Origin of the sequence: Sphingomonas sp. NFR04, assembly GCF_900114095.1 — a bacterium.
Lineage (GTDB): Bacteria > Pseudomonadota > Alphaproteobacteria > Sphingomonadales > Sphingomonadaceae > Sphingomonas.
The window spans coordinates 203,575-225,818 of record NZ_FORV01000001.1 but is presented as its reverse complement, the minus strand read 5'-3'; the positions used below and the strand labels follow the sequence as shown (position 1 = coordinate 225,818).

Annotated in this window: 20 protein-coding genes; 16 read left to right on the top strand and 4 right to left on the bottom strand. The window is 66.2% G+C overall.

Annotation, left to right across the window (positions count from 1 at the left end; translation table 11 throughout):
* Positions 1-32 precede the first annotated feature (32 nt).
* The 4 genes from BM009_RS01035 to rplS are packed head-to-tail and all read left to right on the top strand — an operon-like array spanning position 33 to position 1,791.
* Entirely contained in the window at positions 33-302 is a 270-nt protein-coding gene (locus BM009_RS01035) for an AbrB/MazE/SpoVT family DNA-binding domain-containing protein (RefSeq protein WP_093292879.1), read from the top strand.
* Positions 295-672: a type II toxin-antitoxin system VapC family toxin gene (locus tag BM009_RS01030; RefSeq protein WP_093292877.1), complete on the top strand. Its 378-nt coding sequence runs from the start codon at positions 295-297 to the stop codon at positions 670-672. The genes BM009_RS01035 and BM009_RS01030 overlap by 8 nt, the downstream gene beginning before the upstream one ends.
* Complete coding sequence (trmD, locus tag BM009_RS01025) at positions 669-1,403, top strand: tRNA (guanosine(37)-N1)-methyltransferase TrmD (protein WP_093292875.1); 735 nt, start codon at positions 669-671, stop codon at positions 1,401-1,403. The genes BM009_RS01030 and trmD overlap by 4 nt, the downstream gene beginning before the upstream one ends.
* Position 1,404: 1 nt before the next feature.
* The gene (gene rplS, locus BM009_RS01020) at positions 1,405-1,791 is read left to right on the top strand and encodes a 50S ribosomal protein L19 (protein WP_093292873.1); all 387 of its coding nucleotides are present in this window, start codon (positions 1,405-1,407) and stop codon (positions 1,789-1,791) included.
* A gap of 169 nt (positions 1,792-1,960) precedes the next feature.
* Here rplS and BM009_RS01015 read toward each other — a convergent pair whose 3' ends face one another.
* Positions 1,961-2,269 carry a hypothetical protein gene (locus BM009_RS01015; RefSeq protein ID WP_254772097.1) on the bottom strand — a complete coding sequence of 103 codons (309 nt, stop codon included), beginning with the start codon at positions 2,267-2,269 and terminating at the stop codon, positions 1,961-1,963.
* Positions 2,270-2,657: 388 nt separating this feature from the next.
* On the opposite strand from BM009_RS01015, the gene BM009_RS01010 reads away from it, so the two are divergent.
* Positions 2,658-3,047 carry a GAF domain-containing protein gene (locus tag BM009_RS01010; RefSeq protein ID WP_254772096.1) on the top strand — a complete coding sequence of 130 codons (390 nt, stop codon included), beginning with the start codon at positions 2,658-2,660 and terminating at the stop codon, positions 3,045-3,047.
* Positions 3,048-3,072: 25 nt separating this feature from the next.
* Here BM009_RS01010 and BM009_RS01005 read toward each other — a convergent pair whose 3' ends face one another.
* A complete protein-coding gene (locus BM009_RS01005; RefSeq protein ID WP_093294538.1) occupies positions 3,073-3,366 on the bottom strand; it encodes a hypothetical protein in 294 nt (97 codons plus the stop codon).
* A gap of 376 nt (positions 3,367-3,742) precedes the next feature.
* On the opposite strand from BM009_RS01005, the gene BM009_RS01000 reads away from it, so the two are divergent.
* The 4 genes from BM009_RS01000 to BM009_RS00985 all read left to right on the top strand — a co-directional run bounded on the left by BM009_RS01000 (position 3,743) and on the right by BM009_RS00985 (position 10,583).
* The gene (locus BM009_RS01000; RefSeq protein ID WP_254772159.1) at positions 3,743-5,920 is read left to right on the top strand and encodes a S9 family peptidase; all 2,178 of its coding nucleotides are present in this window, start codon (positions 3,743-3,745) and stop codon (positions 5,918-5,920) included.
* A gap of 129 nt (positions 5,921-6,049) precedes the next feature.
* A complete protein-coding gene (locus tag BM009_RS00995) occupies positions 6,050-7,909 on the top strand; it encodes a methyl-accepting chemotaxis protein (protein ID WP_254772095.1) in 1,860 nt (619 codons plus the stop codon).
* 74 nt (positions 7,910-7,983) lie between these two features.
* Positions 7,984-9,333 carry a DUF418 domain-containing protein gene (locus BM009_RS00990; protein WP_093292863.1) on the top strand — a complete coding sequence of 450 codons (1,350 nt, stop codon included), beginning with the start codon at positions 7,984-7,986 and terminating at the stop codon, positions 9,331-9,333.
* A 224-nt stretch (positions 9,334-9,557) separates the two neighbouring features.
* Positions 9,558-10,583: an aspartate-semialdehyde dehydrogenase gene (locus BM009_RS00985; protein WP_093292861.1), complete on the top strand. Its 1,026-nt coding sequence runs from the start codon at positions 9,558-9,560 to the stop codon at positions 10,581-10,583.
* Positions 10,584-10,757: 174 nt separating this feature from the next.
* On the opposite strand, the gene dcd is transcribed toward BM009_RS00985, so the two are convergent.
* Entirely contained in the window at positions 10,758-11,312 is a 555-nt protein-coding gene (gene dcd / locus BM009_RS00980) for a dCTP deaminase (RefSeq protein WP_093292859.1), read from the bottom strand.
* A 92-nt stretch (positions 11,313-11,404) separates the two neighbouring features.
* A complete protein-coding gene (locus BM009_RS00975) occupies positions 11,405-11,887 on the bottom strand; it encodes a peroxiredoxin (RefSeq protein WP_093292857.1) in 483 nt (160 codons plus the stop codon).
* Positions 11,888-11,999: 112 nt separating this feature from the next.
* Between BM009_RS00975 and BM009_RS00970 the strand changes: the two genes are divergently transcribed.
* The 7 genes from BM009_RS00970 (at position 12,000) to BM009_RS00940 (ending at position 22,196) form a co-directional block, all read left to right on the top strand.
* Positions 12,000-12,572 (top strand): YqgE/AlgH family protein, encoded by a 573-nt coding sequence (locus tag BM009_RS00970; RefSeq protein WP_254772094.1) that lies wholly within the window; start codon positions 12,000-12,002, stop codon positions 12,570-12,572.
* A 119-nt stretch (positions 12,573-12,691) separates the two neighbouring features.
* Positions 12,692-14,110, top strand: a complete 1,419-nt coding sequence (gene ahcY / locus BM009_RS00965) for an adenosylhomocysteinase (protein WP_093292855.1) — start codon at positions 12,692-12,694, stop codon at positions 14,108-14,110.
* 259 nt (positions 14,111-14,369) lie between these two features.
* Positions 14,370-17,396, top strand: a complete 3,027-nt coding sequence (locus BM009_RS00960) for a TonB-dependent receptor plug domain-containing protein (RefSeq protein ID WP_093292853.1) — start codon at positions 14,370-14,372, stop codon at positions 17,394-17,396.
* Positions 17,397-17,505: 109 nt separating this feature from the next.
* A complete protein-coding gene (locus BM009_RS00955; RefSeq protein WP_093292851.1) occupies positions 17,506-19,845 on the top strand; it encodes a sensor histidine kinase in 2,340 nt (779 codons plus the stop codon).
* A 175-nt stretch (positions 19,846-20,020) separates the two neighbouring features.
* Positions 20,021-20,479, top strand: coding sequence for a tRNA (adenosine(37)-N6)-threonylcarbamoyltransferase complex ATPase subunit type 1 TsaE (gene tsaE / locus BM009_RS00950; RefSeq protein ID WP_093292849.1), 459 nt, complete (start codon positions 20,021-20,023; stop codon positions 20,477-20,479).
* Positions 20,476-21,447, top strand: coding sequence for an aminoglycoside phosphotransferase family protein (locus BM009_RS00945; RefSeq protein ID WP_175487845.1), 972 nt, complete (start codon positions 20,476-20,478; stop codon positions 21,445-21,447). The genes tsaE and BM009_RS00945 overlap by 4 nt, the downstream gene beginning before the upstream one ends.
* Entirely contained in the window at positions 21,444-22,196 is a 753-nt protein-coding gene (locus BM009_RS00940) for a nucleotidyltransferase family protein (RefSeq protein ID WP_093292845.1), read from the top strand. Before BM009_RS00945 ends, BM009_RS00940 begins: the two co-directional genes overlap by 4 nt.
* Positions 22,197-22,244 lie beyond the last annotated feature (48 nt).

The window sequence follows — 22,244 nt, the reverse complement described above, 5'->3', positions numbered from 1 at the left end:
GTATATACAGGGTGTATATACGGAGGCGATACATGGGCGAGGAATATCGCGCCAGGATCTTCAAGTCGGGTAATTCGCTGGCGCTGCGCCTGCCCAAGGCACTGGGCCTGAAGGAAGGCGCGGAAGTGGTGCTGCGCGAGGAACGCCGCGGCTTTTCCGTGGAGCCGGTGGACGGCGAGGAAAAGATCGGCGGTGACTGGATCGGCGCACTTCCGCATCTGAAGCTCATCGCGAACGAAGATCGAGAGCTGGAGGAGCGTGAACTCGACTGGAACCTGGGCAAGCTTCGGCGCGATGATTGACCCGCTGTTTCTGCTCGACAGCAACATTTGTATCTATCTGCTCCAAGGCTCGGTGGAGCGGCTGAACGTGCGCGTCCGCGCGCAAGCCAGAGGTAGCCTTGCGGTCTCGGCGATCAGCTATGCGGAGGTTCGGCTGGGTGTTCGCGACGCGCGGGGCGAAGCGGCGCTGCAAGCCTTTTTGCGCGATGTCCCAGTGATGCCGTTCGACGCCGCCGCCGCCGAGGCCTATGCCCGGTTGCCATTTCGCCGTGCCCGGCTCGACCGGTTGATCGCAGCGCAGGCGCTTGCGGCGGGCCTTACGCTGATCACCAACAATGAACGGGATTTCGCCGACATCCCCGACCTCAAGCTCGAGAACTGGACGCTGTGACCTTTGCTGCAACCGTTTTGACGCTCTACCCAGAGATGTTCCCCGGACCGCTCGGCATCTCTCTGGCGGGTCGGGGCCTGCGCGAGGGGCTGTGGTCCCTCGATACGGTGCAGATCCGCGACTTCGCCACCGACAAGCATCGCTCGGTCGACGATACGCCCGCCGGGGGCGGGGCGGGGATGGTGCTGCGCGCCGATGTGCTGGCGGCGGCAATCGACAGTGTCCCTCGCGACGGGCGCCCGCTTCTCGCCATGACCCCGCGCGGCCGAACGCTGACGCAGGATCGCGTGCGGGCGCTCGCGGCAGGTCCCGGTGCCATCGTGCTGTGCGGCCGCTTCGAGGGATTCGACGAGCGCATCTTTGCGGCGCGCGACATCGAGGAAGTATCGATCGGGGACTACATCCTTTCCGGTGGAGAAATGGCGGCGCTGACGCTGCTCGATGCTTGCATTCGGCTCGTTCCCGGCGTAATGGGCGCGGCTTCCAGCGGCATGGACGAGAGCTTCGAAACGGGGCTGCTCGAATATCCGCAATATACCCGACCTGTCGAATGGGAAGGGCGCACGATCCCCGAAGTGCTGCGATCGGGGGATCATGCGAGGATCGAAGCCTGGCGTCGCGCCATGGCGGAGACCGATACACGGCTAAGGAGGCCAGACCTTTGGGAACGCCATGAGGGCGTTCGGGTCCAGTCTCCCTCTGGCGCGCGGCGAAAACATGGGACTGACTGAGATGAACCTCATCCAGACGCTCGAAGCCGAGCAGATTGCCAAGTTCAACGAAGCCAAGAAGATTCCGGAATTCCGCCCGGGCGACACCGTCCGCATCGGTGTGAAGGTCGTCGAAGGCGAGCGTACCCGCGTGCAGAACTTCGAAGGCGTGTGCATCGCGCGCGCCAACAAGGGCATGGGTTCGAACTTCACCGTCCGCAAGATCTCGTTCGGTGAAGGCGTGGAGCGCGTGTTTCCGCTCTATTCGCCGAACATCGATTCGATCGATGTCGTGCGTCGCGGTGTCGTGCGTCGTGCGAAGCTCTACTATCTGCGTGGTCGTACCGGTAAGTCGGCGCGTATCGCCGAGCGCCGCGACACCCGCACCGAGGCGCAGGCCGCCGAATAAGGCTGGTCTTCCCAGAACGCGAAAGGCGTGCGGACCTCGCGGTTCGCGCGCCTTTTTCGTGTCTGGCAGGACGTGCAGCCTGCCGCTGGCTTGGCGCAGTGCGACATAACAAAAGCGCCGCGAACGGTATCCGTCACGGCGCATCCGGTGTGGCGATGAATGGCGCCGTTCAGGCGGCGGCGCGGAAACCGTCATTCTGGAGGAGCGCCCGCCCGCGCGCGGTGAGCGCGGCATCGCGCACTTCGGGTCCGGTGATACCGATCAGCAGCGCCTCATAGGCGAGCAGGCCGCGATCGCAGAGGCCCTGCACAGCGGCGACGAAGGCGTGATGGCGATCCAGCGAGGCGCCGAGGTCGAGCGCCGTCGGGGTGAGCGTGGCACTGCCCGGCCAGCTGCGCTGCAGCGCATCGGCGATCGCGACAATGCAGCGCGAATCGAGGGCGCCCAGCACCTCACGATTTTCCCCGCTCATCGACATCACGCCCTCCTCAGCAACATGGTTCGAATGCCTTTGTGCATCCCGAGGATCCATCGCGACCCACCGAGCTTCTGCGCAAAACTGCATTTATCAGAACCACGCCATCGACCCTTGGCCGGCTCCGCAACATTCCTATGCGCACGTACGCCGAATCGGTTTTTTCCGATCCCGGAGTCGTGCTGTGACGCAGCATTTACGCGACTAGGCAAATTCTGCCTAGACGTGGATTGCATCCGAAACGAATTTACCAGTTGATAACTTCTTCATTCGTCTCGTTCTGGAACATCCGGCACCGCGCCAACCGGTAGATGTGCCGGTGGTAAAACTCCGTACTGCCCGGAACTGCGCGAGTCGCTTACGATACAACCGTTTTCATCAGGGTGTAGTCATGTCGGCTTGGGGCGTTGGAGCGTTGGGACTGGAGCGGTTCGGCCAGTGTGCCGCGGGGGACATGATGCCCGAGGAAAGCCGGATCGTGCGGGCCGCGGTGGTGTTGCTGCGCGGCGAAGTTGCGGTGCTGCATACCGGATCGCGCGCTGTCCTCGCGGCGGCCGACGGCATCGAGGCGGCGGACTCCGCCCGGCGACTGTCCGACCCGCTCGAGGCCCTGGCGCTCGGCTATCGCAGCCAGTTGTCGGTGCCCTTGTGGCGTGACGGTCGCCGTGTCGGAGCGCTGGCAGTGCTCGACCGCGACGAGCGCCATTTCGGGAACGCGGACATCGCGTTGCTGCAGGCACTTGCCAATCGCATGGACCGCGCGCAGCCCAGCATCCACTGATCGGCGGCAGAGATCCGGAGCGCTTTCAGTTCGCCCGGTTCGCCTCGCTTGCCAGCATCGCGCGTCCGCGGGCGGTAAGGGTGGCATCGACCAGCATCGGGCCTTCGCTGTTGAATACCAGCGCCTCATAGGCGAGGAATCCGGCGTCGCTGAGCGATTCGACCATGCCGAGAAATTCGGCCACGGCCGTTTCCCGGCCGCCCAATCCGATATCGGCGGGTGTAAGAAGCGTCGAACGCGGCCAGTTCTGCTCTAGCAAACGCGTGGCGCACTCTACCGGAACACCCGAACCTATCCTGCCAAGACGGTCCACCGACATGCGGTACTTCTCCTGATCGATCGAGCGCGTCCCGCTTCGCGGCTCCACCGCGGCTGCCGTGTTCCCGGCAACTTGTGTGGTTCAGACTTTACCATAATCTTGTCTCACGTCGAGTATATTCATTCCGGAAATTGAAGGTGTTTGATTAGACCTTGCCTTTCGTAAGCATTCTAAACAACTTGCTTCTGACTTTGCGGAAGTGCGCGATCGTTCGCCCACGGAGGGCGATGCTTGTCGCCTCGCGTGCGCTGCCTCTTTACGCGTCGGTCGGGGCCGATAAACCAGCCGCTACCGGCCATTGGATGCCGGGATGGAGTGTTGGATGCGCAAATGGATGCTGGGCGTTGCCGGTGCGGCGATCGCGATGGGAGTAAGCATGGCTGATGCCGCCGCGCAGGCACAGACCGTGCAGCCGCTGACGTTGCAACGAATTTTCGGGAGCCCTGCGCTCGACGGCCCGGCGCCGCGCGCGGTCCAGCTGTCGCCGGACGGCACCTACCTCACGCTGCTGCGCAACCGCGACGACGATCGCGAGCGCTACGATCTCTGGGCGCTCGATACCGCCAACGGCCAGTGGCGGATGCTGGTCGATTCCAAGAAGCTCGGCTCGGGTGCGGAGCTGTCCGAAGCCGAGAAGATGCAGCGCGAGCGCGCCCGCATCGGCGGCACCAAGGGTATCGTCCGTTATGACTGGGCGCCCGACGGCAAGTCGATCCTGGTGCCGCTGGAGGGCGAGCTTTACCGCGCGCGGCTGAGCGGCGAGGTCGACAAGCTGCCCGCCGCTGCCGGGCCGAAGCTCAACGCGGCGCTCAGCCCGGCGGGCAATTTCGCCAGCTATGTGCAGGGCCAGAACCTTGTTGTCATGGACCTGACCAGTGGCAAGGCCACCCGCGTCACGCAGGACGGCGCCGGCACGGTGCATTGGGGCGAGGCCGAGTTCGTCGCGCAGGAAGAAATGGCGCGCAGCGAGGGCTATTGGTGGGCGCCGAACGACGCCTATGTCGCAGTCGAGCGCTTCGACGAGGCGCCGGTGGGCATCGTCACCCGCGCCGCGATCGGGGCCGAGGGGACAAGCATCGTCCAGCAGCGCTACCCCAAGGCGGGCACGGCCAACGCGCTGGTCGAGCTGTACGTGCTCGATCCGCAGGGGCGGAAGCGGGTGAAGGTCGATCTCGGGCCCGACACCGACATTTATCTCGCCCGCGTCGACTGGGCCCCCGACGGCAAGACCCTCTACGTCCAGCGCGAGAACCGCGCGCAAACCCAGCTCGACCTGCTCGCGGTGGATCCCGCCACCGGCACGTCGCGCGTGCTGTTCAGCGAGAAGGCGGCCCCGAAGAGCTGGATCAACCTCAGCTACGGCTTCAAGCCGCTCGACGACGGCGGCCTGATCTGGTGGTCGGAGCGCGATGGACACGGCCACATCTATCGCTGGCAGGCGGGCAAGTTCACCCAGCTGACCAAGGGCCCGTGGGAAGTGGCGCCCGAAGGCATCAGCGTCGACCAGAAGCACGGTCGCCTCTACTTCCAGGGCAACAAGGACGATCCGCTCGAACGCCACCTCTACTGGATCGACTATCGCAAGCCCGCCGCGATCACCCGGCTGACCGAGCGCGGCTGGTGGAACGCCGCGAGCATGGACGCCAGCGGCACCCGCGCGATCGTCAGCCGTTCCAGCCCGGATCAGCCGCGCCAGGTCTATCTCGCCGATGCCGACGGCAAGCGGATCGCCTGGGTGCAGGAAAACGCGGTCGGCGATGCCGGCCACCCCTATCACCCCTACCTGGCAGCGCATCGCGAGCGGACCTTCGGCACCGTCAAGGGACCCGACGGCACCGAGCTGCACTGGGAGATGATCACGCCGAAGCTGGAGCCCGGCAAGCGCTACCCGGTGTTCTTTCAGCATTATGGCGGCCCGCATGTGCAGACGGTCAGCCGCGCCTGGGGTGGGGCGCTCCAGCAATATCTGGTCCAGCACGGCTATATCTGGTTCCAGATCGACAATCGCGGCTCGGCCAATCGCGGCGTCGCGTTCGAAAGCGCAATCTCGCACGCGATGGGCAGCGTGGAAGTGCAGGACCAGCTGGCCGGCGCGGCCTATCTGAAGTCGCTGCCCTTCGTCGATCCCAGGCGCATCGCCACCTATGGCTGGTCGTACGGCGGCTATATGACGCTGAAGATGCTGGAGGCGGCGCCCGGCACCTTCGCGGCGGGCGTCTCCGGCGCGCCGGTGACGAAGTGGGAACTGTACGACACCCATTATACCGAGCGCTACATGGGCGATCCGCGCCAGGTGCCGGACGCATACAAGGCGTCGAGCACGCTGGGCGACGCGGCGAAGATCGCCGATCCGCTGCTGATGATCCACGGCATGTCGGACGATAATGTCGTACTGGAGAACGGCACCGCAATGTACGCCGCGCTCCAGCAGCAAAAGGTGCCGTTCGAGATGATGCTCTATCCCGGGCAGACCCACCGGGTGGGCGGCCCCGGGATCAGCGAACATTTGTGGAATACTATCCTGAACTTCCTTGATCGCACGTTGACCAAGTAACGACCCAAGAATACAACAGGATACGTAAAAATCCGGGGGCGTGTCGCGGCAGTGCGGCACGCCCCGTCTTCTATAATGCGCAGGTGGGAGATCTGCGCGCCTCCGGGCTGCGCCTAGGAGGAACTGAGCGTGCAATTCCTGGCCAATCTCAAAATCCAGTTCAAGATCATGGCGATGCTAGGCCTTCTTGGCATTGTTACCGTGGGTGTCGCTTGGTACGGCAGCAGGGTCATGGCGTCGATCGATGCCGACTATTCGCAGCTTACCGACGTTGTGCATCCAGACACGGCTAAGCTGATCCGGGTCAACCGCTTGAGCCAGACGATGATGTACGCGGCGTACAAGACGCTCGTCTACGAAGGCTCGTCCACGGAGGCGAAAAAGGCCGCAGTCGACGAAGCGGCGGCGTACAAGCAGGCCAGCGATTATTTGAACGAGGTCGAAGCCACCGAGAAGGGCGCCATTAACGTGGCGCCCGTCCGGGCCAGCCTTGATGACCTCCAAAAAGTCTTGGCGCCGGCGCTTGAACAGGGGCTCGCCAACAATGATGCCGAAGCGAAGGCGCAGCTTGCCAAGGCAGACGAGGCCGCGGCCGCTTTCACGGCGAAGATCAAGTCGTTCAATGACGGACGGGTTGCTGAGGCGAAAAAGGAGTCGGACGCTCTGTCCGCCAGCGTCGCCACGGCGGGCTTGACGCTGGTCGGCATCGCGCTGGCCGCAGTTGCCGGCAGCATGGGCGTCGCCATCTTTGTCACGCGCTCGCAGATCGCTGCGCCGCTGACCGGCCTGCAGGACACGATGCGGGCTCTGGCCGGCGGCAACAACCATGTCGACGTGCCCGGCACCGAGCGGGGCGACGAAGTTGGCGGCATGGCCAAGTCGGTGCTCGTCTTCAAGGAAGCCGCGCTGCGTCAGGAAGAACTGGCGGATGCCAAGAAGCGCGCCGATGCCGCGCAGCAGGTGGTCGTCGAGACGCTCGAGGATCGCCTGGGCAAGCTCGCCAGTGGCGATCTGACCGCCTCCATCGAGACGCGCTTCGACCCCGAATATGAAGGGCTGAAGCAGAACTTCAACGCCGCGGTCACGTCGCTGCGCGAACTGATCACCGCGGTGATCGAGAGCGCTGAGACGATCTCCACCGGCTCGGCCGAAATCGCCCAGGCCAGCGAGGATCTCGCCCGCCGCACCGAAGGCGCGGCCGCCAGCCTCGAGGAAACCTCGGCCGCGGTCCACGAGATGGACCAGCGCATCAAGGCGACCGCCGCCGCTTCGACCAAGACCGTCGAGCGCGCCACCGGTGCCATCGGCGTGGTCGATTCCGGCCGCACCGTGGCGGACGAGGCGATGCAGGCGATGAGCCGCGTGTCGGAGAGCGCCAAGGGTATCGACAACGTCATCGAGGGTCTCGACAAGATCGCCTTCCAGACCCGGGTTCTCGCGATGAACGCGGCGGTGGAAGCAGGCCGGGCAGGGGAAGCAGGCCGCGGCTTCGCGGTCGTCGCGGACCTCGTCTCCGCCCTGGCGATGCGCGCCGAAGAGGAAGCGGGCCGCGCCCGCGACCAGCTGACCGCGACGCAGACCGACATCAACGCCGCGGTCGACATGGTCCGCCGCGTCGACAGCGCGCTCGGCGCGATCGTCGGCGACGTCAACGAAGTCCACTCGCTGCTCGAGACCATGGCCCAGGACAATCAGGTCCAGGCCACGGCGGTCACCCAGGTGGCGACGGCGGTCAACAGCATCGACCAGACCACCCAGCAGAACGCGGCGATGGTGGAACAGACGTCGGCCGCCGCGCGCAACCTGAGCTCGGAAGTGAATGCGCTGACCGAGCAGGCCTCGCGCTTCAACGCCGGCGATCGCAGCCACCGCAAGCCGGTCCGCTCCAAGGTTCATGCGCTGCCGGTCGCTTCGAACAAGGCGCATGCCACCAGCGTCAACACCGTGCGCCAGACCGGTGCCGAAGTCGAAGAGTGGGCAAGCTTCTAACGTCCGATTCTTTCGACTCGACGCACTATTGACTACACTATAGGCTCGCCTTCGTCTTACGACGGGGGCGAGCCATGACATTGGAGGGGGTGGCGCAACTTGCGCCGGTACAGGGCAAGGCGCGGATCGACATACTCGACATCTTGCGCGGACTCGCCATCCTCGGCATATTTTTCATGAACATACCGTTCGAAGGTCAGACGGCGTTGGTGATGCTCAACCACCCGCAGATCATCGGATGGTCCCCGCTGGACCAATGGAGTTGGGCCTTCGTCGATGTCGCGCTGGAAGGCACGCAGCGCGGCGTGCTGGAGATCCTGTTCGGCTGCGGCCTGATGGTGCTCGCCGCGCGGGCGATGCGGCCGGACGGACCGGTGGCGATCGCCGATCTGTATTGGCGGCGCAATTTGTGGCTGCTCGGCTTCGGGCTGCTCGACATCTTCATCTTCCTGTGGACCGGCGACATCCTCCACATTTATGCGCTTGCCGCCCTGTTCCTCTTCCCGTTCCGCCTGCTGGGGCCACGGGTGCTGCTGGCGCTCGGATCGCTGTTCGCGCTGGGCATGGTCGTGACCGGCGTGCCGATCTATGTCGAGCGCGCCGCCCTCGTCGCCGCCGCGCCGGTGATCGAGAAGAAGGTCGCCGCGCACCAGCCGCTGACCAAGGACGAGCAGGCCAAGCAGAAGGACTGGCAGAAGCTGCTCGACCGCCGCGCGACCGGCGGCGAGATGGGCAAGAAGATCCGCGAGATGGAGAAGAAGGGCCATGCCGGCGGCTTCCTCGCCTACGCCGCGATGAATATCGGCTTCTATTTCGAGTTCATGCTGCCCGAACTGGGCCTGTCCATCGCCGAGGCCTTTTGCATGATGCTGATCGGCATCGCGCTGTGGAAATGGCAGGTGGTGCAGGGCGGGCGCAGCACGCGCTTCTATGCGATCCTGATGCTGTGCTGCTACGTGCCCGGCATGATCGCTCGGGCGATCGGGGCGCACGAGATGCTGTCGCCGGTGCCGATCGTCCACACCGCCTGGATCACCCAGGAGCCGGCGCGGATCCTGGTATCGATCGGCCATGTCGCGCTGGTCAACCTCGCGGTGCGCAGCGCGGTGGGGCAGGCGGTGCTCGCGCTGTTCAAGGCCGCGGGGCGAACGGCCTTCTCGCTCTATTTCCTCCAGCAGTTCCTCGCCATCTACATCCTGTTCGCGCCCTGGGGGCCGGGGCTGTTCGGCAAGCTCAGCTGGAGCGGGCTGTACGGGGTGGCACTGGCGGTGCTGGTGTTCGAGGTGGTGCTCGCCAATCTCTGGCTGCGGGCATTTGCGATGGGGCCGATGGAATGGGCGTGGCGCTCGCTCGCTTATGTCCGGTGGCAGCCCTTCCGGCGCGCCCGCGCGGTGGCGCCGGAGGGGACATTGGCCGCGGCATGAAATTGCGCAAATAGGGGCTCGCCACGCAAGCATGTTTCTGCTAGCGGAGCTCCCGATGCTTCGAAAACGCGCCAAATCCACGCGAATTACGCCGCGCCCGTAATCCGGACGCGATAGCTGCGCTTTATGCAGCGAAGCAGCGGAATGCTGGTGCATTCCACCCTCCATCCCCACTAAAGAGCCTCCACGCCGCAGGTGTCGGCGCGGGCAAGAAAGAGGTACAAATGGGTTACCGTGTCGTCGTCGCAGGCGCCACCGGCAATGTCGGTCGCGAAATGCTCAACATCCTGGCCGAGCGGGAATTCCCGATCGACGATCTCGCCGTACTGGCGTCGTCGCGCTCGACCGGCGACATGGTCGACTATGGCGAGACCGGCAAACAGTACAAGGTCCAGAATATCGAGCATTTCGATCCCACCGGCTGGGACATGGCGCTGTTCGCGATCGGCTCCGAAGGCAGCGCCAAGTACGCGCCGAAGTTCGCCGCCGCCGGCTGCACCGTGATCGACAATGCCTCGCTCTACCGCATGGACCCGGACGTGCCGCTGATCGTGCCCGAGGTGAACCCCGAGGCGATCGACAGCTACAAGGCGCGCAACATCATCGCCAACCCCAACTGCTCGACCGCGCAGATGGTGGTGGCGCTCAAGCCGCTGCACGATGCCGCCAAGATCAAGCGCGTGGTGGTCGCGACCTACCAGTCGGTCTCGGGCGCGGGCAAGGCGGGCATGGACGAGTTGTTCAACCAGAGCCGCGCGATCTTCGTCGGCGACCAGGTGGAGCCGGCCAAGTTCACCAAGCAGATTGCCTTCAACGTGATCCCGCACATCGACAGCTTCCTCGACGACGGCTCGACCAAGGAAGAGTGGAAGATGGTCGTCGAGACCAAGAAGATCCTTGATCCCAAGATCAAGGTGACCGCAACTTGCGTGCGCGTACCGGTGTTCGTCGGCCACTCCGAGGCGATCAACATCGAGTTCGAGGACGAGATCTCGGCCGAGGAGGCGCAGAACATCCTGCGCGAGGCGCCGGGCATCATGCTCGTCGATAAGCGCGAGAATGGCGGCTATGTCACCCCGATCGAGAGCGTCGGCGAATATGCCACCTATATCAGCCGCGTGCGCGAGGATTCGACCGTCGAGAACGGCCTGTCGCTGTGGTGCGTGTCGGACAATCTTCGCAAGGGCGCGGCACTGAACGCGGTGCAGATCGCCGAGCTGCTGGGGCGGCGCCACCTGCAGAAGGCCTGAGCTTCAGTGTTTCCTCCCCCGCGAAAGGGGGGGAGGGTGACCACTCGGCGCAGCCGAGTGGTGGAGGGGGAATGCCCGGATTTCGCCGCAAACCCCCTCCACCACCGCCTTCGGCGGCGGTCCCCCTCCCCCGGCTTCGCCGAGGGAGGAAACACCTATCTTTGACCGTTCAGTTCAAATCCGCGGCAGGGTCACCCCGCGCTGGCCCATATATTTGCCCGCACGGTCGGCATAGCTCGTCTCGCAGGGCTGCTCGCCCTTGAGGAACAGGAACTGGCACGCGCCCTCATTGGCGTAGATCTTGGCCGGGAGCGGCGTGGTGTTGGAAAACTCCAGCGTCACATGGCCTTCCCATTCGGGCTCCAGAGGCGTGACGTTCACGATGATGCCGCAACGTGCATAGGTCGACTTGCCGAGGCAGATCACCAGCACGTCGCGCGGCACTCGGAAATACTCCACGGTCCGGGCGAGGGCGAAGCTGTTGGGCGGGATCACGCAGACATCGGTCTTGCGGTCGACGAAGCTGTTCGCGTCGAAATTCTTCGGGTCGACCACCGCGCTGTCGACATTGGTGAAGATCTTGAATTCGTCCGCCACGCGCGCGTCATAGCCGTAGGAGGACAGGCCGTAGCTGATGCAGCCCTCGCGCCGCTGGCTCTCGACGAAGGGCTCGATCATATTGTGGTTGAGCGCCTGCTCGCGAATCCAGCGGTCGGATAGAATGGACATGGGCGCGGGTAGTGCGGGGCGGGGCGGTCCTCGTCAAGCGGACCGCCGCGCAATCCCTCCTCCCTGCGGCTGCGGGGAGGAGGAGGGGCCGATCAAAGCTTGCTCAGCACATATTCCGCCGAGCTGACTTCAAACGCGCCGGGCGCTTCGACGAACAGCTGCTCGACGACGCCGTCATTGACGATCATCGCGAAGCGCTGGCCGCGCTTGCCCAGGCCGAAGCCGGTGCCGTCCAGCGTCAGGCCCAGCGCCTCGGCGAACGCGCCGTTGCCGTCGGCGAGCATCGTCACCTTGTCGGCCACGCCATTGGCCTCGCCCCAGGCCTTCATCACGAAGAAGTCGTTGACCGCGGTGCAGGCGATCTCGTCGACGCCCTTGGCCTTGATCTCGTCCGCCTTCTCGACGAAGCCCGGCAGGTGCTTGGCCGAGCAGGTGGGGGTGAAGGCGCCGGGTACCGAGAACAGCGCGACCTTGCGGCCGGCGAAATAGCTGGGCGCGCTCACCTGGTCCGGCCCGTCGGCGGTTACCTTGACGAGCGTGGCGTCGGGGATGCGATCTCCGGTCTGGATCGTCATGCTGCTCTCTCCTTGTACGAATTTGTACGAATCCTGCGGCCGCACGGCCGCGCCGCCTCCATCGCATCCCGCGCAACAAATTCAAGCGTGGCCCGTAGGGAGGGCGAACGATATGGTGGATAGCATGGATTCGACGCCTTCCCTTACCGGCCAGTTCCTGCTGGCCATGCCCGGCATCGGCGACCCGCGCTTCGAGCGCGCGGTGATCGCGATGTGCGCCCATGATACCGAGGGTGCGCTGGGCATCGGCATCGGCGCGACGATCGAGGGGCTGGGGCTGCACGACCTGCTCGAACAGTTCGAGATCGATCCGGGCGAGGTGCCGGACGTGCCGGTGCATTTCGGCGGGCCGGTCGAGCCGCGTCGCGGCTTCGTGCTCCATACGGCGGACTGGAGCGGGCAGGACACGATCGACGTCGCCGGCCGCTGGCAGCTCTCCGGCACGATCGACGTGCTGCGCGCGATCGCCGGGGGGAAGGGGCCGAGCCGCTGGCTGGTGGCGCTCGGCTATGCCGGCTGGGGCGAGGGGCAGCTGGAGACCGAACTGACCCGCCATGGCTGGTTCAACACGCCCGCCGATCTCGCGCTGCTCTACGATACCGACGTGTACGAGCGCTGGGCCGAAGGCTTTGTCGGCGCGGGCATCGATCCGCGGCTGCTGGCAAATAGCACGGGTACCGCTTGAATTCGCCCGAACGGCATATAAAGATATCTTTATATTAACATTGCGCGCCTGACCCGAAGCGGGTAGGGGCGCACCCATGCGGCCGGGAGGATTCCCGGTGCGCCAGCATTTGCCTGCAACTGGAGAAGCAGCCCGTGGCTACCAACGACTATGTCATCAAGGACATCGCCCTCGCCGATTTCGGCCGCGCCGAAATCAACATCGCCGAGACCGAGATGCCCGGCCTGATGGCGCTCCGCAAGGAATTCGGCGCATCGCAGCCGCTCAAGGGCGCGCGCATCACCGGTTCGCTGCACATGACGATCCAGACCGCCGTGCTGATCGAGACGCTGACCGCGCTCGGCGCGCAGGTCCGCTGGGCGACCTGCAACATCTTCTCGACGCAGGACCACGCCGCTGCCGCCATCGCCGCGACCGGCGTTCCGGTGTTCGCGGTGAAGGGCGAGAGCCTGGCCGACTATTGGGACTATGTCGGCGACATCTTCAACTGGGGCGCCGATGGTGACGGCACCACCGCCAACATCATCCTCGACGACGGCGGCGACGCGACCATGTTCGCGCTGTGGGGCGCCAAGCTCGAAGCCGGCGCGACGCTGGGCGAGCCGGAGAACGACGAGGAAGTCGAATTCCAGCGCGCGCTGAAGGCGTTCATCGCCAAGTATCCGGGCTACCTCACCAAGACCGTGCAGAACCTGAAGGGCGTTTCGGAAGAGACCACCACCGGCGTGCACCGCCTGTACGAGATCGCCAAGAAGGGCGAGCTGCCGTTCCCGGCGATCAACGTCAACGACAGCGTCACCAAGTCGAAGTTCGACAATCTCTATGGCTGCAAGGAATCGCTGGTCGACGCGATCCGTCGCGCCACCGACGTGATGCTCGCCGGCAAGGTTGCCGCGGTTGCCGGCTTCGGTGACGTGGGCAAGGGCTCGGCCCAGTCGCTGCGCAACGGCGGCGCCCGCGTGCTCGTGACCGAGATCGATCCGATCTGCGCGCTGCAGGCGGCGATGGAAGGCTTCGAGGTCGTCACCATGGACGAGGCCGTCAAGCGCGCCGACATCTTCGTGACCGCCACGGGTAACGCCGACGTGATCACCGCCGATCACATGAAGGCGATGAAGCCGATGTCGATCGTCTGCAACATCGGCCACTTCGACAGCGAGATCCAGATCTCGGCGCTGTCGAACTACAAGTGGACCGAAGTGAAGCCGGGCACCGACCTGGTCGAGTTCCCGGACGGCAAGCAGATCATCGTCCTCGCCAAGGGCCGCTTGGTGAACCTTGGCTGCGCCACCGGCCACCCGAGCTTCGTGATGTCGGCCAGCTTCACCAACCAGACGCTGGCGCAGATCGAGCTCTGGACCAAGGGCGAGAACTACAAGAACGAAGTCTACGTCCTGCCGAAGCACCTCGACGAGAAGGTCGCCGCGCTTCACCTCGAGAAGCTGGGCGTGCACCTGTCGAAGCTGAGCGAGAAGCAGGCTTCGTACATCGGCGTGCCGGTCGAAGGCCCGTTCAAGCCGGACCATTACCGCTACTGATCCGTCTGGACAGTTCGGCGTTCAGAAGGGCCGTCCCCGGCAGGGGGCGGCCTTTTTGCTGCACTGCAGGCATGTTACGTTCGTGTTGCATGCAAGCAACGGTGCCGGAAAAACCGTGCCCAATGTGTCGCCCCGCGCATCCTGCCCGTCCTTTCGCGCGTTTTCGGAAACGTGCCTGCAACTTCGGCAAAACCCCAGATGCAACAATGGGTTCGACCGGCGGCAGCATCATTAGAAGCGTGCAAAAAGGGGTTCATAGATGCGTTTCAGTGTTTCCGGCCGCGTTCCCGGCCTGCGTTTCACGGCTTCGGCCGCCGTCCTCGCGTTCGCGCACCTCGCCACACCCGCTCTGGCCCAGACCAGCACCGGCACGGCGCAGGATGGGGCAGCGCCTGCCCAGGAGCCGACAGAAATCGTCGTGACCGGCTCGCGCATCGCGCGCCCTGAGTTCGATACGGTGCAGCCGACCCAGGTGGTCGGCGCCGCGCAGATCGAGTCGCGCGGCTACACCAATGTCGGCCAGGCGCTGCGCGAAATCCCCGCCTTCGGCCCGCCGGGCAACAGCTCGGTCGGTGCGCAGTCCTCGTTCGGCCCGTCGCAGACCTTCGTCGACTTTTTCGGGCTCGGCACCCAGCGCACGCTGGTGCTGGTGAACGGCCGCCGCTTCGTCTCGTCGAACACGGCCAGCATCTTCGGCCCGGTTAACCCGGGTACCCAGGTCGATCTCAACAACATCCCGACCACGCTGGTCCAGCGCATCGAAACCGTCGCGATCGGCGGTGCGCCGATCTATGGCTCGGATGCGATCGCCGGTACCGTCAACATCATCCTCAAGAAGGACTATCAAGGGCTCGAGGTCGGCGGCCAGTACGGCGTCTCCGAGCGCGGCGACGCGCCCGAGGCACGGCTGAACTTCCTGGCTGGCAAGAACTTCGCCGAGGGCCGCGGCAACATCGTGGTGTCGGGCGAGTACAACCACACCACCGGCATCGTCGCCAATGATCGCGCGGTCACCGCGCGCGGCAATTTCTTCGGCACGCCGCCGGCGTCGGCGGGATCGCCGTTCGCGCGCCTGCTCTACCCGCAGCAGCGCTATTCGGCGTTCACCTCGGGCGGTGTGCCGTTCGTCGATGACGACTATTCGGTGCAGCGCTCCGGCCTTCAGAACGCCGCGGGCCAGTATCTGCAGTTCGGGCCCAACGGCACGCTGGTGCCGCTCGATCTCGGCACCGTGCTGCGGCAGGGCTATATCAGCAGCGGCGGCAACGGCTTCAACCTGCCGGCGCAGAGCAACCTGCTGACCAGCTCGGAGCGCTACATCGCCAGCGCCCAGCTCAACTATGCCTTCACCGATCACGTCCGCTTCTTCGGCGAGGGCTGGTACACGCACACCAAGGGCGTGAACCTGATCGACCAGCCTAACTACAATACCGCGCTGTTCGACGATGCCGGCACCCCCGACGGCAACCTGATCGTCTCGCTCAACAATCCCTATCTGAACGCGGCCGACCGGGCGACGATCGCCTCGCAGCTGCCGGCCGGCCAGAACGAATTCTATGTCGGCCGCGCGCTCAACGACCTCACCACCGGCCGCGCCGAAGCGCGGATCGAGACCTATCGCTTCGTCGGCGGCCTCGCGGGCGATTTCGGCATCGGCGATCGCAACTTCACCTGGGAAGCATCGGCCAACTATGGCCGGTCGCAGACCCGCGGCCGAAACTACGAGCTCGACAACCAGAATTTCTTCAACGCGATCGATGCCGTCGCCGACGCCAACGGCAACATCACCTGCCGCCCCGGCGTGACCAACTCGACCGCCGACACGATCAGCAAGACCTGCGCACCGCTGAACGTCCTCGGCTCGGGCCAGGCGAGCCAGGCCGCGCGCGACTATATCTTCGCGATCGCGCGTCCGGTCTCGACCAACGAGCAGCTGGTGTTCAACGCCAACGTCACGGGCGCCGTGGCCAAGCTGTTCGGCAACGACGTCAGCATCTCGGCGGGCTATGAGCATCGCCGCGAGAAGACCTCGTTCGATCCGGGCAGCTTCTATTACGGCCAGGACAATGGCGACGGCACGCGCACCCAATATGGCCGTAGCATCCCGATCGATCCGATCAGCGGCCGCTTCCACACCAACGAGGCGTTCGGCGAGCTCGTCATTCCGTTCGTCACCGCGCAGAACGGCGTCAGCTGGCTGAAGACCGTCGAGTTCGACGGCGCGGCCCGCTATGTCGACAACTCGCTTTCGGGCGGCGACTGGGCCTGGACCGCGGGTGGCCGCCTCGGCTTCATCTCGGACCTGACCTTCCGCGGCAACTATACGCGCTCGATCCGCTCGCCCGCGATCACCGAGGCGTTCAACCCGACCTCGCGTGCGTTCGACAACGGCCGCGATCCTTGCGACGCGAACTATTCGACCAGCGGTCCGAACCCGTCGGTGCGCCAGGCGAACTGCCGCGCCGCCGGCATCGACCCGACCAGCTTCGTGTCCAACTACAGCAACTTCACCATTCCGGTGACGGTCTCGGGCAATCCGGGGCTGCGCAACGAAGTGGCGAACAGCTGGACGGTCGGCGCGATCGTGCAGCCGCGCTTCGCCAAGAGCCTGACGGTGGCGGTCGACTGGATCAATATCAAGCTGAAGGACGCGATCGTCTCGCTGGGCGGCGACGACATCCTCAACGCCTGCTATGATTCGTCGGCCTATCCGAACAGCTTCTGCGGCCTCGTCACGCGCGATGCCAACGGCCAGATCACCGGCATCCAGGAAGGCTATTACAACGCCTCGTCCTACGAGACGACGGGCCTGACGGTAACCGCCGCCTATCGCCTGCCGCTGTCGCGCCTCGGCATGTCGAGCAACGGCGTCGCTGGGCTGTCGGTGAATTATTTCTACCGGGACAAGCTGCAGCAGCGCGTCGGCATCGGCGACATCAACCATCTCGCGGGCGAGATCGGCTATCCGCACCATTCGGGTACCGCCAACCTCACCTATGAGGGCGACCGGTTCAACGGCCTGATCCAGGCCCAGTATATCGGCAAGGGCGCCTATGACGTCGACGAGGCAGCTAATGCCCGCAACATCATGGGCGTGAGCGATTGGTGGGTGTTCAACGCGACGCTGGGCGTGCGCGTGAACCAGCAGTTCGGCATGAAGCTGATCGTCGACAATGTGTTCGACGTGAAGCCGCCTTTCCCGGCGCCGGCTGGTGCAGGAACGACTACCTACTTCTCCGGCATCCTCGGGCGTTATGCGCGCGTGGCTGCGAGCGTGAAGTTCTGAGCCGAGGCCAGAAAACAGGTGCGGAAGGGGCTCGGCATCGCCGGGCCCCTTTTCGTATGGGGGCGCCTTCGCCTAAAGGTGGGACGATGGCTTGCCGGCGTCTTCCCCGATGATCGTACTTTCGCAGAGTGGCGCGGCCATTGTCGGCGCGGTGCTGGCGTTCGTGCTGATCGCGGCAGTGTGGGCGCTCTATGCCGGGCTGGCCGCGCGGGCCGCTGCGCGCACCGCCTATGAGCAGAACCGGCGGCTGCTCCGTTTCGCCCGTACCTCGCCGGCGCTGCCGATGCTGGTGCGCGCCGATGGCCGGATCGAGATGTCGCCGCGCCTCGCCGCCTGGCTGGGGCTGGAGGGCCCCGTCGAATCGCTCGCCCGCCTGTCGCAAAAGGATTCGGGGCTCGATCCCGAAGACGTCGCCCTGCTTGGCGAGCAGGTGGAGGCCGCACAGCGGGCCGGGCAATCCTTCCGCCTCTCGCTGCCGGTGCGCGGCTCCGAGCGGATGCTGCTGGTGCTCGGCGAGCGCGCATCGGAGGCGGTCGAGACGCCAGGCAGTGTGCTGCTCTGGGTGCTGGACGCGACCGACAGCCAGGCCGAAGTCGGCTCGCTGGAACGCGAAGCCGATCGGCTGCGCGCCGCCTTCGACGCGCTCACCGCACTGATCGAGGCGGCGCCGATGCCGATGTGGTATCGCGGACCCGATCTGCGGCTGCTGATGGTCAACACCGCCTATGTCCGCGCCGTCGAGGGGCGCGACGCCGAGGACGTGGTGTCGCGCGGGGTGGAACTGGTCGACGGGGCGGGGCTGGGCGGTCCGCTCGCCAACGCCGCGATCGCGCGTGATACGCAGGAGCCGCAATCGGCGGCGATGCCTGCTACCATTGCGGGCGCTCGGCGGATGCTGCGCCTTCACGACGTGCCGCTGCCCACCGGCGGGATCGCCGGCTTCGCCGTCGACATCGAGGAGCTGGAGCGCGCCCGCGGCGGCCTCAAGCGCTTCGCCGAGGCGCAGCGGGCGATGCTCGACCGGATGTCCGCCGGCGTCGCGCAGTTCGGCTCGGACCGCAGCCTGGTGTTCTGCAACCAGCCCTTCCGCCGCCTGTTCGCGATGAAGAACGAGTGGCTGGCGGATCGGCCGGAGTTCGACCGCGTGCTCGAGCGGATGCGCGAGGCGCGCAAGCTGCCCGACGTGCGCGATTTCCCCCATTGGAAGGCCGAGCGCCGCGAATGGTTCACCGCGCCCGATGCGGTGGAGGAAAGCTGGAGCATCGGCACCACCCATCTCCGCGTCGTCGCCCAGCCGCTGCCCGAAGGCGGGCTGCTGCTGATCTTCGAGGATCAGACGCAACAGCTCGAACTCCAGCGCGAGCATGGCGAGATGCAGCAGGTCCGCACCGCGACGCTGGACAGCCTGGCCGAGGCGGTCGCGGTGTTCGGCAAGGGGCGGCTGCAGCTGTGGAACCGCAAGTTCCGCCAGGTCTGGGGCTTCGAGGACGGCTTCCTCGACGGGCACCCGCAGATCGCCACGATCGTCAAGGCGGCAGGCGGCAAGCTGGTCAATGCGGCGCGCGCCGAGATCATCGGCGACCTGATCCGGCTCGCCGCCAAGGACCGCCAGCAACGCGGCTCCAGCATCACCTTCGCCAATGGCCGCCATTTCGACATCGCGGCGGTGCCGCTGCCCGACGGCAATGCGCTGGTGACGATGCTCGACACCACCGATCGTCAGCGCGTGGAGCGCGCGCTGCGCGACCGCAACGAGGCGCTGGAAGCGGCCGACCGCGTCCGCACCGCCTTCGTCGCCAATATGAGCTATGAGCTGCGCACGCCGCTCACCTCGATCAAGGGGTTCGGCGAGATGTTGCAGGGCGGGTTTGCCGGCAAGCTGAGCGCCGACGGCAAGGAATATGTCGAGGCGATCCTGATGTCGGTGGATCGGCTGGGCGGGCTGATCGACGACGTGCTCGACCTCACCCAGAGCGAAGGCCAGCCGATCGAGCGCGAGACGGTGGACGTCGAGCTTGCCGCCACCAGCGCGGCGGACGTGATCGCGCCGCTCGCCAAGGGCAAGGCGATCGAGCTGGTGATCGAGGATGCGGGGACGGCGGGCGTGGTCCAGGGCGATGCCCGGCGCATTCGCCAGACCGTCGAGCATCTGCTGCGCCACGCGGTATCGCATACGTCCGAGGGCGGCCGCGTGCTGCTCCATCTCGACGGCAATGCGCGGGTCGCGCGGGTGATCGTCAGCGACGACGGCCCCGGCATGCCGCCCGAGGCGGTGGCGCGGGCGTTCGACCGGTTCGCGCAGGTCGGCACCTCGCGCGGCGGCGATCGCGCGCTGGGGCTGGGCCTGCCGCTCGCCAAGCAGTTCGTCGAGGCGCATGGCGGGCGGATCGAGCTGATCTCCGAGCCGGGGCAGGGGACGCTCGTCACGGTGGAGTTGCCGCGCGGATGAGGAGCAGCACGACGGGCGTTTCGATACCATGCTCCCCCCGCACCCGCCGTCATCCCCGCGAAGGCGGGGATCCATTCGCCTGTGCGCTTGGGGAAAGAACCGCAGTATCAGCGCCAATGAATCCCCGCCTGCGCGGGGATGACGGCGTGTTTTGGAACAAGGGCATCGCGAACCCATGACGGCCGAAACCCTCCTGCTCGCCTCGCTCGAAGAGGCGCTGGCGTTGGGCGCCAAGCTCGCGGCCGTCGTCGGCCCCGGCGACGTCATCGCGCTGTCGGGGCCCTTGGGGGCGGGCAAGACCAGCATCGCGCGGGGGCTGCTCGCGGCGCTTGGGCTGGAGGGCGAGGCACCCTCGCCGAGCTTCGCGATCGTCCAGCCCTATGACGTTCCCGAGGTGCGGCTGCCGGTGCTGCACGTCGACCTGTACCGGATCGAGGATCCGGACGAGGCGGAGGAACTGGGGCTCGACGATGCGCGCGATGATTCGCTGCTGCTGGTCGAATGGCCCGAGCGGCTGCCCGCCTCGGCATGGCACGACGCCTTGTGGCTGACGCTGGCGGTCGCGGCGGATGGCACCCGCGCCTTGACAGCGCGCGTGCCGGCGGCATGGGAAGGCCGATGGCCGTTGACATGACTCCGCCGCCCGCGGCGCCCGCTTTCCTCGCTTCCGCCGGTTGGGCGGGAGCAGACATCCTCCCCGTCGCCGGCGACGCCTCGTTCCGCCGCTATTTCCGCGTGGTGGACGGTAGCCGCAGCGCGATCCTGATGGACGCGCCGCCGCCGCACGAGGATCCGCGCCCGTTCCTGGCGGTCGCGCGCTGGCTGAGCGATCATGGCTTTGCCGCACCCGCGGTCCTTCACGAGGACCTGGCGCAGGGCCTGGTGCTGCTTGAGGATTTCGGCGACGTGCGGCTGCGCGAGACGGTGGATGCCGAGCCCGCGCGCGAGCTGGGCCTGTACGGCGCCGCGGTGGACCTGCTGGTGCGCCTGCACGATGCGCCGGCGGGGGTGGAGGCGCCGTACGACCTCGCCGTCTATCAGCGCGAAGCCGGGCTGTTCGTCGAATGGTATTGCCCCGCCGTCGGGCTGGAGGTGGATGCGGCCGGCTATCGCGATGCCTGGGATGCGGTGCTGGTGCCGCTGCTCGGTGGTCATCGCCCCGTCACGGTGCTGCGCGACTACCATGCCGAGAATCTGATGCTGATCGAAGGTGGCGAAGGCTTGGGACTGCTCGACTTCCAGGACGCGCTCGCCGGCCATCCTGCCTATGACCTCGTCTCGCTGCTCCAGGATGCACGCCGCGACGTGCCCGCGGCAACCGAGGCGGCGATGCTGGCCCATTACCGTGACGCCACCGGGGCGGGGGAGGCGTTCGACATCGCCTATCATGTGCTCGGCGCCCAGCGGAACGCGAAGATCCTCGGCATCTTCACCCGGCTGTGGAAGCGCGACGGCAAGCCGCGCTACCCGTCGCTCTGCCCGCGCGTATGGGCCTATCTCGAGCGCGACCTCGCCCATCCCGCGCTCAAGCCGGTGGCAGACTGGTTCGCGGCCAATGTACCGCCCGAGAAGCGCGGCGATCCGATGCAGGTGGCGGCATGACGATCTATTCGCTCCGCCCGCAGCCGGCGGCGCCGGTGCCGAAGACCGCGATGGTGATGGCCGCCGGCCTCGGCAAGCGGATGCGCCCGCTCACCGTCACCCGGCCCAAGCCGCTGATCGACGTCGCCGGCAAGCCGCTGATCGACCATGTCTTCGATCGGCTGGCGGCGGCCGGGGTCGAGCGCGCGGTGGTCAACGTCCATTACCTCGCCGACCAGCTCGAGGCGCATCTGCGCGCGCGGGTGAAGGGCATGGAACTGCGGATCTCGGACGAGCGCAAGCAGCTGCTGGAGACCGGCGGCGGCCTCGTCCAGGCGCGCGACCTGCTGGGCGACGCGCCCTTCCTGTGCGTCAACAGCGACAATCTGTGGGTGGACGGCCCCAGCGATGCGATCCGGCTACTAGCGGCGCAGTGGGACGACGCCAGGATGGATGCGCTGCTGCTGCTGGTGCCGCTGGCGCGCGCGACCTGCCACCGTGGGCAGGGCGACTTCCGGCTGGATGCCTTCGGGCGGATCACCGAGCGCCGCAAGCCGGGCCGGCTGGCGCCGTTCGTGTTCACCGGCATCCAGATCCTGTCGCCGCGGGTGATCCGCGACTGGCCCGAAGGGCCGTTCTCGACCAATCTGTTCTGGGACCGCGCGATCAAGGCCGGGCGCTTGTGGGGCGCAGTGCATCAGGGCCTGTGGTTCGACGTCGGCTCCCCCAAGGCCATTCGCGAGACCGAGTTGGCGCTGGCCGAACTCTGAGCCGTGAGTGCCGCGCGCCGGGCCAGGTGCAGGGCTCCCTCCTCGGGG

Bases quoted from the DNA above. Each gene is read 5' to 3' on its own strand.
- BM009_RS01000 (WP_254772159.1), top strand. From the start codon at position 3,743: ATGGCTGATGCCGCCGCGCAGGCACAGACCGTGCAGCCGCTGACGTTG.
- BM009_RS01005 (WP_093294538.1), bottom strand. From the start codon at position 3,366: ATGTCGGTGGACCGTCTTGGCAGGATAGGTTCGGGTGTTCCGGTAGAG.
- BM009_RS01030 (WP_093292877.1), top strand. From the start codon at position 295: ATGATTGACCCGCTGTTTCTGCTCGACAGCAACATTTGTATCTATCTG.
- dcd (WP_093292859.1), bottom strand. From the start codon at position 11,312: ATGTCCATTCTATCCGACCGCTGGATTCGCGAGCAGGCGCTCAACCAC.
- BM009_RS00985 (WP_093292861.1), top strand. From the start codon at position 9,558: ATGGGTTACCGTGTCGTCGTCGCAGGCGCCACCGGCAATGTCGGTCGC.
- BM009_RS00960 (WP_093292853.1), top strand. From the start codon at position 14,370: ATGCGTTTCAGTGTTTCCGGCCGCGTTCCCGGCCTGCGTTTCACGGCT.
- BM009_RS01035 (WP_093292879.1), top strand. From the start codon at position 33: ATGGGCGAGGAATATCGCGCCAGGATCTTCAAGTCGGGTAATTCGCTG.
- rplS (WP_093292873.1), top strand. From the start codon at position 1,405: ATGAACCTCATCCAGACGCTCGAAGCCGAGCAGATTGCCAAGTTCAAC.
- BM009_RS01015 (WP_254772097.1), bottom strand. From the start codon at position 2,269: ATGTCGATGAGCGGGGAAAATCGTGAGGTGCTGGGCGCCCTCGATTCG.
- BM009_RS00940 (WP_093292845.1), top strand. From the start codon at position 21,444: ATGACGATCTATTCGCTCCGCCCGCAGCCGGCGGCGCCGGTGCCGAAG.
- BM009_RS01010 (WP_254772096.1), top strand. From the start codon at position 2,658: ATGTCGGCTTGGGGCGTTGGAGCGTTGGGACTGGAGCGGTTCGGCCAG.
- tsaE (WP_093292849.1), top strand. From the start codon at position 20,021: ATGACGGCCGAAACCCTCCTGCTCGCCTCGCTCGAAGAGGCGCTGGCG.
- BM009_RS00945 (WP_175487845.1), top strand. From the start codon at position 20,476: ATGACTCCGCCGCCCGCGGCGCCCGCTTTCCTCGCTTCCGCCGGTTGG.
- BM009_RS00970 (WP_254772094.1), top strand. From the start codon at position 12,000: ATGGTGGATAGCATGGATTCGACGCCTTCCCTTACCGGCCAGTTCCTG.
- BM009_RS00955 (WP_093292851.1), top strand. From the start codon at position 17,506: ATGATCGTACTTTCGCAGAGTGGCGCGGCCATTGTCGGCGCGGTGCTG.
- BM009_RS00990 (WP_093292863.1), top strand. From the start codon at position 7,984: ATGACATTGGAGGGGGTGGCGCAACTTGCGCCGGTACAGGGCAAGGCG.
- BM009_RS00975 (WP_093292857.1), bottom strand. From the start codon at position 11,887: ATGACGATCCAGACCGGAGATCGCATCCCCGACGCCACGCTCGTCAAG.